This is a genomic window from Bradyrhizobium sp. C9 (assembly GCF_002532045.1).
Classification (GTDB): Bacteria; Pseudomonadota; Alphaproteobacteria; order Rhizobiales; family Xanthobacteraceae; genus Bradyrhizobium.
Map to the genome: position 1 here is coordinate 67,147 of NZ_NWTG01000008.1, position 14,948 is coordinate 82,094.

The following is a 14,948-nucleotide window of genomic DNA, read 5'->3' on the forward strand; positions in this document are numbered from 1 at the left end:
GTGACCTATCGTCACAGCGCTTGACTGATCCATTTTTCGCCGTGCGGGCGTCGTGACATCGCGTGCGCCCACACGCGAGACATGTTTCCAATCTTTGCTGATTGATGTGCGATTGCTGCCAAATCAGCGTGCTTGTCGCTCGCTTGCATCATGCGCTTCACGTCGAACGCGATCAAACTAAAGGATAGCTAGCTTCTCACTTCGAGTCGTGAGGGTTTGCTGGTTTGATCGATAGTTGTCTCGAGCGAATTATGAAACAGAAGATCGCGTATGGTGCGATTCTAGTTGGCGCAATCATCCTGGTTTTTTTCGCGCACAAGATTTGGAGCGCCACGAATCTCCTAGCGGAGACGCTGCGCTCGAGCGGTCAACGCATGGCTAGCATTACCAGCCGCCTGGACGCGCAGGAGCAGGCCGCGAACAAGCAAGAGCAGGCCGCGAACAGGCAGGAGCAGGCTGCGAGCAAGCAGGAGCAGGTCGCGAGCAGGCAGGAACAGGCTGCAAGCAAGCAGGAACAGGTTGCAATCAAGCAGGAGCAGATTGCGAGCAAGCAGGACGAGGCTGCAAGCAAGCTGGAGCAGACTGCAAATGGGTTGCAGCAGACGGTCAGTAAACTGCAAGCGGATATTGGCGCGGTAGTCGACACGCAGAAGCGCGGTCGGCCCGCGCCCGATCTGCAGGGGCATTCGATTCAGGTTTCGCTGCCTCAAAGCGAATATGGACCGATGACACCGGTCTCCATGACGAAGATCTCGGCGCGAGAATTTCTGATCGCCAACTATCGGGATGTTTATCTGTTCGACCAGGATCAGCGCACCGCGGTACCGCTTGAGATCGACGTCGCACTGCCTGTCTGGAGTCCAACGGCCGTGTTCTATTCGGCCTTCTACGACAGGATCTTTATCGCGAACTACGTTGGAGAGGATATTATCGTCGCCCAGCTCGAGCGTACGCCGTCCGGCGCGAAGCTTCGTCTAACCGAGCGGATAGCGGATGCCGGCATCAAGGGCGCGGAGGGAGTGGCGATCTCGCGCGGAGGTCGATTCATGGGTGTGGCGGACTACGACGGCAACGTGGTCTCCATGTTCGAACGCGTGGACGATAAATGGATTCTGCGCTGGAAGCGCGATTTGCCGGCCTCCCACGGCATCACGATTATCGGCGATGAGGTTTTCGCCTCGGGCCAGGGCAGCATTGTCAAGCTGTCGATTGAAACCGGGCAGGAGCTTGCCAGGACTGCAAACATCGGCCCTCAGCCGATTCAATTTGCCACTTGCATCAACGAAGACGAGAGCACCGGCGATCTGATTGGTTCGGATCCGATGTCCGGCGTCGTTTTCACGATGACGAAGAGCCTTCAATTGAAGGATGTGTACGGCGCGAACGGTCCGACTCATGCAAACCTGTCCGCGCCGTTCTGTGCCTATCGGGACAAGGACGCAGTCTATATTCTGTCGACCTACCAGGACCGGCTCATCGCTATCAGCGAAGGGACGACAACCTCTTTCGAGTTTGGATACCCACGATGGAAATACATCGCTGATCAATCGAGATTTCGATATCCCTCGGTTACGTCGCGCGGGTCCGTCCAGTTCGATGCGCCGAGCTATCAGATGTTCGACAAGACGGTGCGTGCAGCCTATGGCGCGCTGGCAATGAGTGATGGCAGGCTGTTGATGATGCCTGCCCGCGGAGACCTGTTTGGCGACGAGTCGACCTTTTACGCGACCGGCATCGCGAGCGACCCAAACTGGCTTGCAATCGTCTCCAATTCGTCACCCAAGGCAATTCTCTATAACCGCAAGACGGGGGCGCTGGGTGGCGTAACGATCGGCGAGTGGGATTGCTGGGCGCAGGCGGGCGAAGTCTTGTGTCCATCGCGCCGCTATTCCGTCGCCGAACTGTCTGCCGCCGCGGGCATGCTGGATCCAGAGGAAGAGGCCAAGATGGCGGGAGGCTGGGTTGCAGGTGGGTTTCCGCTCCTGAAGTACTGGGCGGAATGGGCATCGGGTCGTCGCCCGGCGGAGGCGCGCCCCTAGACGTCGGCGATCTCGCGGTTTTGATCTCATGTGAAGGACCGGAGCAGAATAGAACGCCGTGGCCGGCGGTCACTTGTTCGATGAAACGGAGTGATCGCGATGCGTGTTGCCTTGGTCTTGACGTTGCCTCTTGTGATCCTGTGGAGTGCGGTTGCCGACGCGGCACCTGCGCATCACCGGCATGTGCGACAGCACCTCATCATCCGTCCGAGCGAAGAGGTGGTCGTACCCAGCGGGTACAGGTATCCCGGCTTCGGGCCGATCCCGCCAAGCGAGAACCGCAATCTCGATCCGTCCACGCGTGGCAGCGGCTGACGTCGGTGCCGCGTCGCTGAGTGACCCGCCTCACATCGCTCGCAGAGCAATTCTGGGAGTGTGTCGGCCAAGGCGATGCAATGGTGCGTCGACCCAATTGTGGAGGAGGGTAGATCATGCGTGCAATTTCACTGAGCTTCGCCGTCGCAACTGCAGTTGCTCTGTTCGCGCTCGGTCAGTCGGCTTCCGCCGCCCCCGTCGGGGCCGTCGTGAAGGCGTGCGACAGAACCGCGGGATGCAACTACAGCCTGAACAAGGCTGGAGACCTGTCGGGCTGCTCGTCGAAGGTCTGCTTCTACTGTCCGAACGACGGCAAGCGGCAGTGCTTCCCGGTGCAGTAAGCAGCCAGGGGCCCGCTTCCTGCGGGCCCCTTCGCTTCTCGGGGACCGAGCTACGCTGCGCCGGTGACCAGCTTGTGCTGAGGTCTCTCGGTGACACGCATTTCGAGCGTGGTGATGGTTCCCTTGAGATTGTCGTGCCGCTCGTGGAGCGACCTTGCCAAGATCGGATACCTTGGGTTCGATCGATCATAAATTCCCGCGCGCGCTTCTTCGGCCGCAATGTCGGCTTCGATCTGCTGGCAGGCCAGGACAAGATCGGACAGCATCTTCCTGATCGTTGGTTCTCGTCCGGTGCTTGCGCGAGCTGTCTCAAAACGATGATGCATGTTCATGTGCGTGCTCCGAATGTCTGAGTTCGGCACACCGAGAACAGCTGGCGCCGAACTATTCACGGATGCATCGCAAGTTGCTTGCCAGGAGCGGGTCCGTAAGAATACGGCCGGCGCGGTCTGACGGGTCCCTAGGGCTAGTCCCGGCGCCAAGCCGGAATGCAGACGCTGAGTGTGACGCGCTTGTAGTCCCGAGCGGTCGTCTCATCTCCGGCTTCCGAGGCAAACCTGACCGCTGCCTCCATGTCCTGAGAGGCAGACGCGCTGTCGCAGAACAGGCTGTGAATTTCAGCCCGGTATCGATACGCCCTGTAGTTCATCGGGTTGTACGAGAGCGCCAGATTGTAGTTGTTCTGCTCCTCAGTGGCCACTCGGCGGGCCTCATCCGACTGGCTGTTGAAGTTGGCGAGGCGATTGAGCGACTGGAGTGATCCGAGCTCCATGTAACGCAGAGACATCGCGCCAAAACTCGCAGGCAATGCTTCGTCCGACGATGAAGGTTGCTTCGCCGCGCTGTTCGCGCGCTCGATCTCGATCTTTTTGTACTTGATGGCGTTGTCGTAGTCCCGCAAGCTCAGGAACGTGCTCGATATCTCACCGTTGATCGGCGCAAGATAGGCGGTCGAGAGCCGTTGATCGCTCAGCAGGTTGAGGCACGCACGTATCTTTGCCTGCGCAGGCAAGACATCGCGACATTCCTTGTCAACGACGCGCCACTCGTCCCGTGAATGCAGCTTTGGCGGCGTCTGCGCAGCAGGCAGCACGAGCACCAGTGCGCAGCAGATCGCCAACCTGAGACTGCGAGTTCGGCCATCCATCTTGTTTCTTCGCCTTCAGCCCGATCTCGCTAGCCGGTGGCTTCTTCGTACAGGCTCCGTGACGATTTGATGCCAAATAATCGACCCGAGGGGAAGCCTGCTGCTTTCCACCCTGGGCGTTACTCAAAGATGAGGCCGTCCGAGACTGGGAAAGACCGAACGGCCCCAGCCGGCCCGTAGGACCAAAATGGAAGAAATGGGCCGGCGCTCCAGCTACGGACCTGCAGGGCTCGTGGTTTCACGGGCGACATTCCCTGAAGGAAGCGGCCGCTTGCTAAGAGCGCGCAGAGCCGTATTGACGACAGGTCGTCAATACAAACGCCGCCTTGCTGCATTGCCACTCGCTGCCAAGCGCAGCGCTCGAGACTTGCCGTGGAGCAGCAATGATCGCCAGCACAACAACCATGCAAGCCAGCGAAGTTGCGATGAGGAACCTGCCTGCCTTGGATGCAAAGCGCTGCCCCAGCAGCGGGCTCAAGTCGGCGGAGCGCCGAAGCTGAGCGTTACGCAAAACCTGGTCGAGATCCTGGAATTGAATGCCATCGTCGTGCTGCATGGCTTTACCCCGGAAATGTTCAGGTGAAAAACAATGCGACGATGCTGGGCGCGATTTGTTGCGTGCTCGCTTCGCGGCGCCGGGAATGATGTTTCATTCACGCGGAGGTGACTGCCGGCTCACACCCGGCGGGCCGAAGCCCGAATTGCTCCACGGAGATACTTAGACACCGTCGTTTGGGCAGCCGGTTGTGTGGCTGGCGGAGAGGGAGGGATTCGAACCCTCGATACAGCTTGAGACCGTATGACGCTTTAGCAAAGCGTTGCCTTCAGCCACTCGGCCACCTCTCCGGTCGCGCCGATATGCCCGACTGGGCGCTGAGCCGCAAGCGGCAGATTCAGATTGCGACAAGGTGATTTAGGGGCAACTCGGCCGCCAGCCACCCCTGAGCGGGCGCAGAACCTCTATATAATGCCGCGATTTGGCGGTGTGGGTCCGCCTGAACGGAATAAATTCAAGATATAACAATGAGTTAGGTTCAGTTTGGCGAGGCCTGAACGCTGCCGGTCGCAAGGGTTGTTGAAAACTGGCCGCGCCGGCTCATTCCACGCTGGCGCCGCGGCGCAGGTCGGCGTCGATCTGCAATCTGGTGCCGCCGCCGAAGCGGGCGCGGTAGACCTGCAGGTTCTCCATGATCCGCTGGACGTAGTTCCGCGTCTCCGAGAACGGAATCAGCTCAACCCAGTCGACCGCGTCGACCTTGGGATCGCGCGGGTCGCCATAGCGCTCGATCCACTTCTTCACGCTGCCGCGGCCGGCATTGTAGGCGGCGAAGGTCAGGATGTAGGAGCCGCGATAGTCCTCGAGCAGACCGCCGAGTTCGGCTGCGCCGAGCATCGCATTGTAGACCGGGTCGGTCTTCATCCGATTCAGATCGAAGCCGATGCCGGCGCGCTTGCAGACATAGCGTCCGGCGTCCGGCGTCACCTGCATCAGGCCGTAGGCCTGGGCCGGCGACACCACGGCCGGATTGAACGCGCTCTCCTGGCGCGCAATCGCGTAGACGACGCTCTGCTCAACCTCCGGTCCGACCTGGCGGAACGACGGGATGCCGTTCACCGGGTAAGCGTAGTGGTCGAACGGCAGTCCGCGATTGAGCGCGGACTTGCCCATCAGCAGCATGCCGCGTGCATCGCCATGGCGCGCGGTGAGCTCGCCGAGGCCGGCCAGCGCCTCCGGATCGCCATTGTCGCCCATGTCGCCGAAGATCGGGATCGCGAGCTCGCGCGCGTCGATCTCGTAGAGCAGTCCGACCGCGCGGACGATCTCCAGCCGGTCGGCGCCGCGGCCGCGCGGCGCGCTGTTCAATTCGATCTGCGGCAGGCCGAGCTTGGCCCGCGCCAGCTGGCCGTAATAGCTGGTCGACTGCTCGGCCGCGCGTGCGTAGGCGGCGCGCGCCTCCTGGCCGCGGCCGGCGGCTTCTGCGGCGCGGCCCTGCCAATAGCCGGCACGCGCCAGCGCGGTCGGGTTGGCGCTGCCGACGCCGATCCGGGCGAAATGCTGGGCGGCGAGGGAGGGGTCGTTGAGGAAGCGCAGCGCGATCCAGCCCGAGGTGAATTCCTGCTCGGTCTTGTAGATGTCGCGGGCGGGCAGCGCCGCATCGCGCGCGATCAGATAGGCGGTGCGAAACTCTTCGACGTCGATCATCTTGCGTGCCAGCAGCCGGCGCTCGACCCACCATTCGTCGACGTTGTAGAGGCGCGCCGGGTCCTTCGGCGCGCTCAACATCAGCCGGGCGGCTTCGACGAATTTCTCCTCGCGGCGAAGCAGCTGGATTTTTGCGAACAGGTAACCGGTGTCGCCGGAGAGCTCGCTCGGCACCGCCTCGAGCAGCGCGCGCAGGTTCGAGCCCTTGCGGTTGGCCGCGATGCGCGCCTTGGCGAGCGCCAGATAGCCGGAGCCGAGCCGCTTCGCCTCGCGGATGCCGGCAGCCTCATTGTCGGTGCCGTAGAGCATCGTGTCCATGCGCGCCTTGTGGTCGGCGGCGGTCAGGAACGAGCCGAACATTTCGAGCGCGGTGGTTTCGGTGTCCTCGCTCATCCCGTCATTGCGCCAGGCCTCGCGCACCAGGCGCTCGGCATTGCCGCGGTCGCCGCGTCCGATCATCACCTTGGCGAGCGCGAGCCGGCCCTTGGCCGAGACCGGCGATTCATTCTGGAACCAGGCCCACACCGCGGAATCGTCGCGATGGTCGTCCCACAGTGAGGCCTCGATGCGGCGGCGCAGGAAGGTCTGCGAGGGCCAGCTCGGATTGGCGTCGAGGAAGGCGCGGTAGCGCTCGACCGAGGCGCCATTGTCCTCGCTGCGCAGGATCAGCCATTCGGCAAGCTTGCGCGCAACCGGATCGGAGATCGAGGCCTCGGCCTCGGTGGCGTCCGCCGGCCTGCGTTTGCGCAGCAGCTCGACGACGCTCGCAAGCGCCTCCTTGTCGGACTGCGACGTCGACGATGTCGCGGCCACGGCCGCAGGCAGCACCGGCTTGCGCGCGATCGGCGCGGCATGCTGGCGGGTCGCCGGAACCAGCGCGGGGGCGGCGGCACGGACGGGCGCGGGCTTGTTCGGCAGGCTTCCTGTCGCAGCCGGAGAAGCGGGCTTCGGCGCAGTGGTCTTTGCCGCAGTGGGCTTCGTCGTAGTGGCCTTGGAAGCGCTGCTCTTTGACGCGGCGGCCTTCGAAGCGTCAATTTTGGATGAAGCGGCCTTGGCGCCGTCGGCCTTCGCGGCGCCGGATTTCGAAGGCGTCGCCTTGGCGGCATCCGTCTTGGCAGCGCTGGTCTTGGCAGCGCTGGTCTTGGTCTCGCCGTTCTTGGCCGCGGCTGGCTTGGAAGCATGCGCCTTCGGGGTGCCGGCCTTGGAAGTTTCGGCCTTGGAAGTTTCGGTCTTGGAAGTTTCGGTCTTGGCAGCGGCGCCCTTGGAAACCGCGCTTTTCGGGGCAGCCGTCTTGGAAGCCGCGTGGGCAGCCGGCGCTGCGGCTGGAACATCCTCGGCGGCCCATGCATCGGCCGTGATGGCGGCAAGGCCAACGACGAGCGCGAGGCTCGTCGCCAGCGCCGTCGATCGCAATGTGCCTGCGCGGGCGGAACGGATCACAGAAGTCCTCCGCGGCCCCGAATCATCTGGTCGTTTGGGCCATCGGTTCTTATTTGATTGAAAACGTAGACAAAATACTAAGAAGCCTGCCGGTGCGGCTGTTTGCGCCAGCACAACGGCAAAATCGCGGCTGGAACCGGCTGGGAATAGGTTCGGTACGGCCCTTTCGCGTGTCGGCCAGACCCGATATGAATTGCCTTTCGTGGCGTTTCGCATCAACCGGATGCCGGTTGCACGGACGTGAAGCAAGACAACAACAAGGGTCCATCGACCTAGCCTTTAGCCTGAAGCGTTTGGAGGAAGTCCATGGCAGCCAAGACAAAATTCCGGGGATCATTCACTGCCTTGGTGACGCCCTTCAAAAACGGCGCGGTGGATGAGGCGGCGTTCCGCGGCCTCGTGAACTGGCAGATCGCCGAGGGCACGCACGGCCTGGTGCCGGTCGGCACCACGGGCGAGAGCCCGACATTGAGCCATGACGAGCACAAGCGCGTGGTCGAGTGGTGCATCGAGGAGGCCAAGGGCCGGGTCCCCGTGATCGCCGGCGCCGGCTCGAATTCGACCAAGGAGGCGATCGAACTCGCCGAGCACGCGGAGAAGGCCGGGGCCAATGCGGTGCTGGTGGTGACGCCATATTACAACAAGCCGACCCAGGAAGGCATGTACCAGCACTTCAAGGCGATCAACGATGCGATCGGCATTCCGATCATCATCTACAACATCCCGCCGCGCTCGGTGATCGACATGTCGGTCGATACCATGACGCGGCTGTTCGAGCTGAAGAACATCGCCGGCGTCAAGGACGCGACCGCGAGCATGGTACGGGTGTCGCAGCAGCGCGCGGCGATGGGCGAGGACTTCAATCAACTGTCGGGCGAGGACGCCACCATCATCGGCTACATGGCGCATGGCGGCCATGGCTGCATCTCGGTGACCTCGAACGTCGCGCCGCGGTTGTGCTCGGAATTCCAGACCGCCTGGCAGAAGGGCGACGTCACCACTGCGCTGAAGATCCACGACAAGCTGATGCCGTTGCACACCAACCTGTTCATCGAGAGCAATCCGGCGCCGGTGAAGTATGCGATGTCGCTGCTCGGCAAGCTGGACGAGAAGCTGCGCCTGCCGATGGTGCCGGTTTCTGAATCGACCCGTCAGGCCGTCCGCAGCGCCATGGTGCACGCCGGCCTGATCAACTGAGCCGGACCGTTACCGCCGTCAACAACACCGTGCGCAATGTCGAACTGAAGGGGATGGGCATGCTGAAGGAATTCCGCGAATTCGCCATGAAGGGCAATGTCGTCGACCTCGCCGTCGGCGTCATCATCGGCGCAGCCTTCGGCGCGATCGTCACCTCACTGGTCGGCGATATCATCATGCCGATCATTGGCGCGATCACGGGCGGACTCGATTTCTCCAACTATTTCACAGGGCTTTCCAAGGCCGTCACTGCGACCAACCTGGCCGACGCCAAGAAGCAGGGTGCGGTGCTGGCCTGGGGCAACTTCCTGACGCTGACGCTGAACTTCCTGATCATCGCCTTCGTGCTGTTCATGGTCATTCGCGCCATGAACCAGTTCAAGCGCAAGGATGAGGCCAAGCCCGCCGAGCCGCCGAAGCCGTCCGACGAGGTCGTGCTCCTGACGGAAATCCGCGACCTCCTCAAGAAGGGCTAACGTGGCCGACAAGAACGAACGTCCGATCAAGGTTGTCGCTGAAAACCGAAAGGCCCGCTTCAACTACGCCATCGAGGATACGGTTGAGGCCGGCATTTCGCTGACCGGCACCGAGGTGAAGTCGATCCGCAGCGGCAAGAGCACGATTGCGGAGTCCTATGCGGATTCCAAGGACGGCGAGATATGGCTGATCAACGCCAATATCCCGGAGTATCTGCAGGCCAACCGCTTCAACCACGAGCCGAAGCGGCCGCGAAAACTGCTGCTGCACCGCAAGCAGATCAACAAGCTCCTCGGTGCGGTCGACCGCGAGGGCATGACGCTCATTCCGCTGAAGCTGTACTTCAACGAGCGCGGTCGTGCCAAACTGCTGCTCGCCGTCGCCAAGGGCAAGAAGCTGCACGACAAGCGCGAGTCCGAGAAGAAGCGCGACTGGGGCCGCGAAAAGGGCCGCCTGATGCGAGCGCGGGGCTAGAATTCAAGTCGTCATTGCGAGGAGCGAAGCGACGAAGCAATCCATCCATCCAGTGCGCGGTCGCTATGGATTGCTTCGCTTTCGCTCGCAATGACGACCACGGAGATCGAGGCCATGAGCCAGAGCAGCCTTACTGATGTCGACTGGAGCAAGATCCCGGCACCCACGGACGATGGTGGCGCCGCGCATCTGATCGGCATGACGATCCCGCCGGTCAGGCTGCGCGCCACCGACGACACCTCAGTGGCGCTGTCGGCGCTCAAGGGCCGCACGGTGGTGTTTGCCTATCCGCGAACCGGCGAGCCCGGCAAGATCGGGCTGGTCGACGATTGGGACATGATCCCGGGAGCCCGCGGCTGTACGCCGCAGACCTGCGCCTTCCGCGACCTGTTCGCCGAACTGAAGGCGGCCGGTGCTGCCCAGGTGTTCGGGCTGTCGACGCAGAGCAATGCGTACCAGACCGAGATGGCGTCGCGGCTGCATCTGCCGTTCCCGGTACTGTCGGACGAAGCGCTGGAACTGACGCACGCGCTGAGATTGCCGACGATGTCGGTGGCGGGCCTGACGCTGATCAAGCGGCTTGCGCTCATCATCGACGATGCGCGCATCACGCACGTCTTCTATCCGGTGTTCCCGCCCGACCGAAACGCCGGCGACGTGCTGGAATGGCTGAAGGACAATCCGCCGAAGGGATAGGACGCTTTCGCGCCGAAGTGGTGGATACCGGTTCGCGAAGCGGATACCGGAGCTAGCCGAGCTCCTTGCGCACGGTCGCGAATACCTTGCGGAACATGTCGGTCGTCAGCACGCCGGTGTTCGTGTTGTAGCGCGAGCAGTGATAGCTGTCGTAGAGCTTGAATGGGCCCGCGCTATGCACGGCGCCGTGCACAAAGGGCGCGGCAGCCAAACGAACATCCAGCGCCCTCAACGTCGATTCATGTGCGATTCGCCCGAGCAGCACGATCGCGCGCAGCTTCGGCATCGTGGCGATGGTGGCGCGGAGGAACTGCCGGCAGGTGTTGATCTCGACCGGCAGCGGCTTGTTTTGCGGCGGCACGCAGCGCACCGCGTTGCTGATCCGGGCGTCCACCAGCTTCAGGCCGTCGTCCGGCCGCGCCTGATAGACGCCGCTGGCGAAGCCATATTCGAGCAAGGTCGCGTAGAGCAGGTCGCCCGCGTAATCGCCGGTGAAGGGACGGCCGGTGCGATTGGCGCCCTGCATGCCCGGCGCGAGACCGACGATCAACAGCCGCGCATTCGGATCGCCGAACGATTCCACCGGCGAGTTGAACCAGTCCGGGTGGAGCGCGCGGGCCTGTGCACGAAAGTCGGCCAGCCTGACGCAGAGCTGACAGTTGCTGTCGGGGCGCGTAGGTGCGGCGACGAGATTACTCGTCGAAATCGTCATCGGCTCCCCGGGGGGCCATGGTGGTCGCGCGCTGCAGGAATTGCGGGGAGTGATGACGCGGTTCGCGCGGGGCCGGACGTTCGGACGGATCGCGGCCAAGCTTGGATTGCAGCTCGACGAGATCGGTGAAGACGTCGGCCTGGCGGCGCAGCTCGTCGGCGATCATCGGCGGCTGGCTCGCAATGGTGGAGATGACGGTGACCCGAACACCGCGGCGCTGCACGGCCTCGACCAGCGAGCGGAAGTCGCCGTCGCCGGAAAACAGGATCATCTGGTCGATGTGCTCGGCCAGTTCCATGGCATCGACGGCAAGCTCGATGTCCATGTTGCCCTTCACCTTGCGACGGCCGCTGGCGTCGATGAATTCCTTGGTCGCCTTGGTGACCACGGTGTAGCCGTTGTAGTCGAGCCAATCGATCAGCGGACGGATCGACGAATACTCCTGATCCTCGATGATCGCCGTGTAGTAGAACGCACGGAGCAGCGTGCCGCGGCTCTGGAATTCCTTGAGAAGGCGCTTGTAGTCGATGTCGAAGCCGAGCGTCTTTGCGGTTGCGTAAAGATTGGCTCCATCGATGAAGAGCGCGATCTTGTTGGAAACAGGTGACGACATCAAAGTGTTCTCGCGTGGTTGTTAGTGTTCTTAGCGCGGCGGTGATCAACCACGCGTAATTTCCGGCGTTGCTGCCTAAAGTTCTGTGAATCTTTCCCCACGACAGTCACCACCGCAATTATGGTGAGGCGAGGGCAAAAAGCCTAGAGCTTTGACATTGCAATGAAGAGATTTACTTGCCTGGGACAGCAACCTAGCCATGTCGTCAGACGCTCCGGCCTTTCTGGCCCCGGCAGAGGGGGTTATCAGAGCCTGTTGGGAAGGCAAATCACAAATTTTACCTTGCGAAACGGGGGCTAGCCCTATAACTAACCCTCATAACCTACATGTTCGGTCCCTTTTACCACGGAGCGCCTCGAGATGGCTCGCGTCACCGTCGAAGATTGCATTGATAAGGTCGACAATCGTTTCGACCTCGTCCTGTTGGCTGCGCACCGCGCCCGAATGATCTCGTCGGGATCGCAACTCACGGTTGATCGCGACAACGACAAGAACCCGGTCGTTTCGCTGCGCGAGATCGCCGATTCGACGATCTCGCCGGAGGACCTGAAAGAGGAACTCGTGCATTCCCTGCAGAAGTTCGTCGAGGTCGACGAGCCCGAGCCGGATACTGTGCCGCTGATCGGTTCCGCCGGTGCCAGCGTCGACGCCGACGACACCGAGGTCGCAGTCGAGCGCATGACCGAGGAAGAGCTGCTGAAGGGCCTCGAGGGCTTGGCTCCCCCGGAAGAGCAGCCCGAGGAAGACGAGTAAGCTCGTCGTCCGGCTCCGCATCTCGGATCAATTTGCCAAAGGCCCGGATATTGCTCCGGGCCTTTGCTTTTGTTGACAATTTCGCTGTTACGGTGCGTCCTATGCGGGCGCGGGAAATTGAATGGTTCCAGGGACCGCGCGGGGTGCAGCTTCATTCGAAAGCGCACTAGATTGAAGAGACGGGACGTTCCGGTCCCGCGCGAGAGGCAACGAGTTCATGGCGTATCGACGCCGCAGTTCCATCCAGATGCAGGCTGCAACCGAAACGGTCGCGGTCGCGCCGGCGTCGTCCGCGGCGGAGAGGCCGGCCAAGCCGCGGACCCGAATGATGCGACAATATGACCTTGTCGAGCGCGTCCGGTCCTATAACCCCGACACCAACGAGGACCTGCTCAATCGCGCCTACGTCTACGCCATGAAGGCGCACGGCACCCAGACGCGTGCCTCCGGCGATCCCTATTTCTCGCATCCGCTCGAGGTCGCCGCGATCCTCACCAACCTCAAGCTCGACGACGCCACGATCGTGGCGGCACTGTTGCACGACACGATCGAGGACACAGAGGCGACGCGGGCCGAGATCGACCATGTGTTCGGCCATGAGATCGGTGCACTGGTCGAAGGCCTGACCAAGCTGAAGCGGCTGGAGCTGGTGTCGCGCGAGGCCAAGCAGGCCGAGAATTTGCGCAAGCTGCTGCTGGCGATCGCCGACGACGTCCGCGTGCTGTTGATCAAGCTGGCCGACCGCCTGCACAACATGCGCACCATGGAGTTCATGCCGCCGGCCTCGCGCCGCCGCATCGCCGAGGAGACGCTCGATATCTACGCGCCGCTGGCCGGCCGCATGGGTATGCAGGAGATGCGCGAGGAACTGGAGGACCTGTCGTTCTTCGTGCTCGATCCCGAGGCCTATGCGGTGGTCAAGCAGCGGCTCGATTCACTGGCCGAGCGCAACCGCAACCTGATCGGCGAGATCGAAACCCAGCTCTCCAAGAACCTGCAGAAGAACGGCATCACCGCGCGGGTGTTCGGCCGCCGCAAGCAGCCGTTTTCGATCTGGACCAAGATGGAGCGCAAGTCGGTCGGCTTCGAGCAGCTGTCCGACATCTACGGCTTCCGCGTCATCCTCGACGATGTCGGCGCCTGCTACCGCGCACTCGGCATTGTCCACACCACCTGGCCGGTCGTGCCGGGCCGCTTCAAGGATTACATCTCGACGCCGAAGCAGAACGACTACCGCTCGATCCACACCACCGTGATCGGGCCGGGCAAGCAGCGCGTCGAGCTGCAGATCCGTACCGAGGAGATGAACCAGATCGCCGAGTTCGGTATCGCCGCGCATGCGTTCTACAAGGAGGGAGCGGGCTCGCCGCATGAACGGCTGAAGCACGAGTCCAACGCCTTCGCCTGGCTGCGCCACACCATCGGCATCCTCTCGGAGAGCTCCAACCCGGAAGAATTCCTCGAGCACACCAAGCTCGAGCTGTTCCACGACCAGGTGTTCTGCTTCACGCCGAAGGGCAAGCTGATCGCGTTGCCGCGCAACGCCAACGTGATCGACTTCGCCTATGCCGTGCACACCGGCGTCGGCAACAGCGCGGTCGGCTGCAAGATCAACGGCAAGTTCGCGCCGCTGTCCTCCGAGCTGCAGAATGGCGACGAGGTCGAGGTGCTGACCTCGAAGGCGCAGTCGGCGCCGCCGTCGGCCTGGGAAGCGCTCGCCCGCACCGGCAAGGCGCGCGCCGCGATCCGGCGTGCCACCCGCGATGCGGTGCGGGACCAGTATGCCGGCCTCGGCCGCCGCATCGTCGACCGCCTGTTTGCCCGCGCCAAGATCGAATATGCCGACGACAAGCTGAAGGGCGCCTTGCCGCGGCTCGCGCGCACCTCGATCGAGGACGTGATGGCCTCCGTCGGACGCGGCGAGATCAAGGCCTCCGACGTCGCGCGCGCGATGTATCCCGACTACAAGGAAGAGCGGCTGGTGCGCTATGGCGCCAAGAAGGGACTTGCCGCCAAGCTGAAGACGCAGACCCCGCCGCATCCGGCGCGCGCCACCTCGGTGATCCCGGTGCGCGGCATCAATTCCGATCTGCCGGTGAAGTTCGCGCCGAACGGCGGCGCCGTGCCCGGCGATCGGATCGTCGGCATCGTCACGGCGGGCGAGGGGATCACGATCTATCCGATCCAGTCGCCGGCGCTGAAGGATTTCGAGGAGGAGCCGGAACGCTGGCTCGACGTGCGCTGGGACATCGACGAGACCATGCCGCAGCGCTTCCCCGCGCGCATCCTGATCCACAATGTCAACGAGCCGGGCAGTCTCGCCCAGATCGCGACCGTGATCGCCGAGCATGACGGCAATATCGACAACATCCACATGTCGCGCCAGTCGCCGGACTTCACGGAGCTGACGGTCGATCTTGAGGTCTATGACCTCAAGCATCTCAGCGCTATCATCGCGCAGTTGCGCGCCAAGGCCGTCGTCGCCAAGGTCGAGCGCGTCAATGGGTAAAGATGCATGTGCGGGCATAGGCGAGCGGTAGC

Annotated in this window: 14 protein-coding genes and 1 tRNA gene; 8 read left to right on the forward strand and 7 right to left on the reverse strand. The window is 62.7% G+C overall.

From position 1 onward, the window contains the following. The first annotated feature begins 251 nt into the window (after positions 1 to 251). Complete coding sequence (locus CO675_RS18920; protein WP_097673420.1) at positions 252 to 2,039, forward strand: hypothetical protein; 1,788 nt, start codon at positions 252 to 254, stop codon at positions 2,037 to 2,039. 431 nt (positions 2,040 to 2,470) lie between these two features. Then, positions 2,471 to 2,695, forward strand: a complete 225-nt coding sequence (locus CO675_RS18930; RefSeq protein WP_097673422.1) for a hypothetical protein — start codon at positions 2,471 to 2,473, stop codon at positions 2,693 to 2,695. 50 nt (positions 2,696 to 2,745) lie between these two features. Here CO675_RS18930 and CO675_RS18935 read toward each other — a convergent pair whose 3' ends face one another. From CO675_RS18935 to CO675_RS18955, 5 genes are all read right to left on the reverse strand, one after another. Beyond that, on the reverse strand, positions 2,746 to 3,027 hold the full coding sequence (locus tag CO675_RS18935; protein WP_097673423.1) for a hypothetical protein: 282 nt from the start codon (positions 3,025 to 3,027) through the stop codon (positions 2,746 to 2,748). Positions 3,028 to 3,161: 134 nt separating this feature from the next. Continuing rightward, positions 3,162 to 3,842 carry a hypothetical protein gene (locus CO675_RS18940; RefSeq protein WP_097673424.1) on the reverse strand — a complete coding sequence of 227 codons (681 nt, stop codon included), beginning with the start codon at positions 3,840 to 3,842 and terminating at the stop codon, positions 3,162 to 3,164. Between the two features lie 274 nt (positions 3,843 to 4,116). Further along, positions 4,117 to 4,398, reverse strand: coding sequence for a hypothetical protein (locus CO675_RS18945; protein WP_095734957.1), 282 nt, complete (start codon positions 4,396 to 4,398; stop codon positions 4,117 to 4,119). Between the two features lie 197 nt (positions 4,399 to 4,595). Then, a tRNA-Ser gene (locus CO675_RS18950) sits at positions 4,596 to 4,688 on the reverse strand. 250 nt (positions 4,689 to 4,938) lie between these two features. Beyond that, a complete protein-coding gene (locus CO675_RS18955; RefSeq protein WP_245452818.1) occupies positions 4,939 to 7,485 on the reverse strand; it encodes a lytic transglycosylase domain-containing protein in 2,547 nt (848 codons plus the stop codon). A 306-nt stretch (positions 7,486 to 7,791) separates the two neighbouring features. On the opposite strand from CO675_RS18955, the gene dapA reads away from it, so the two are divergent. The 4 genes from dapA to CO675_RS18975 all read left to right on the forward strand — a co-directional run bounded on the left by dapA (position 7,792) and on the right by CO675_RS18975 (position 10,329). Next, positions 7,792 to 8,682 carry a 4-hydroxy-tetrahydrodipicolinate synthase gene (dapA, locus tag CO675_RS18960; RefSeq protein WP_097673426.1) on the forward strand — a complete coding sequence of 297 codons (891 nt, stop codon included), beginning with the start codon at positions 7,792 to 7,794 and terminating at the stop codon, positions 8,680 to 8,682. Positions 8,683 to 8,741: 59 nt separating this feature from the next. Beyond that, complete coding sequence (mscL, locus tag CO675_RS18965) at positions 8,742 to 9,158, forward strand: large conductance mechanosensitive channel protein MscL (RefSeq protein ID WP_198964665.1); 417 nt, start codon at positions 8,742 to 8,744, stop codon at positions 9,156 to 9,158. Between the two features lies 1 nt (position 9,159). After that, entirely contained in the window at positions 9,160 to 9,633 is a 474-nt protein-coding gene (gene smpB, locus CO675_RS18970; RefSeq protein WP_097673428.1) for an SsrA-binding protein SmpB, read from the forward strand. A gap of 114 nt (positions 9,634 to 9,747) precedes the next feature. Beyond that, positions 9,748 to 10,329: a peroxiredoxin gene (locus CO675_RS18975; RefSeq protein WP_097673630.1), complete on the forward strand. Its 582-nt coding sequence runs from the start codon at positions 9,748 to 9,750 to the stop codon at positions 10,327 to 10,329. 52 nt (positions 10,330 to 10,381) lie between these two features. Here the strand turns inward: CO675_RS18975 and CO675_RS18980 are convergent, their stop codons facing one another. Beyond that, positions 10,382 to 11,041 carry a uracil-DNA glycosylase gene (locus CO675_RS18980; protein ID WP_097673429.1) on the reverse strand — a complete coding sequence of 220 codons (660 nt, stop codon included), beginning with the start codon at positions 11,039 to 11,041 and terminating at the stop codon, positions 10,382 to 10,384. Then, on the reverse strand, positions 11,022 to 11,654 hold the full coding sequence (locus CO675_RS18985; protein ID WP_016844002.1) for a LabA-like NYN domain-containing protein: 633 nt from the start codon (positions 11,652 to 11,654) through the stop codon (positions 11,022 to 11,024). The genes CO675_RS18980 and CO675_RS18985 overlap by 20 nt, the downstream gene beginning before the upstream one ends. A gap of 360 nt (positions 11,655 to 12,014) precedes the next feature. On the opposite strand from CO675_RS18985, the gene rpoZ reads away from it, so the two are divergent. Then, entirely contained in the window at positions 12,015 to 12,407 is a 393-nt protein-coding gene (rpoZ, locus tag CO675_RS18990) for a DNA-directed RNA polymerase subunit omega (protein WP_016844003.1), read from the forward strand. Between the two features lie 217 nt (positions 12,408 to 12,624). Continuing rightward, positions 12,625 to 14,916: a RelA/SpoT family protein gene (locus CO675_RS18995; RefSeq protein WP_097673430.1), complete on the forward strand. Its 2,292-nt coding sequence runs from the start codon at positions 12,625 to 12,627 to the stop codon at positions 14,914 to 14,916. The last annotated feature ends 32 nt before the right edge of the window (positions 14,917 to 14,948 follow it).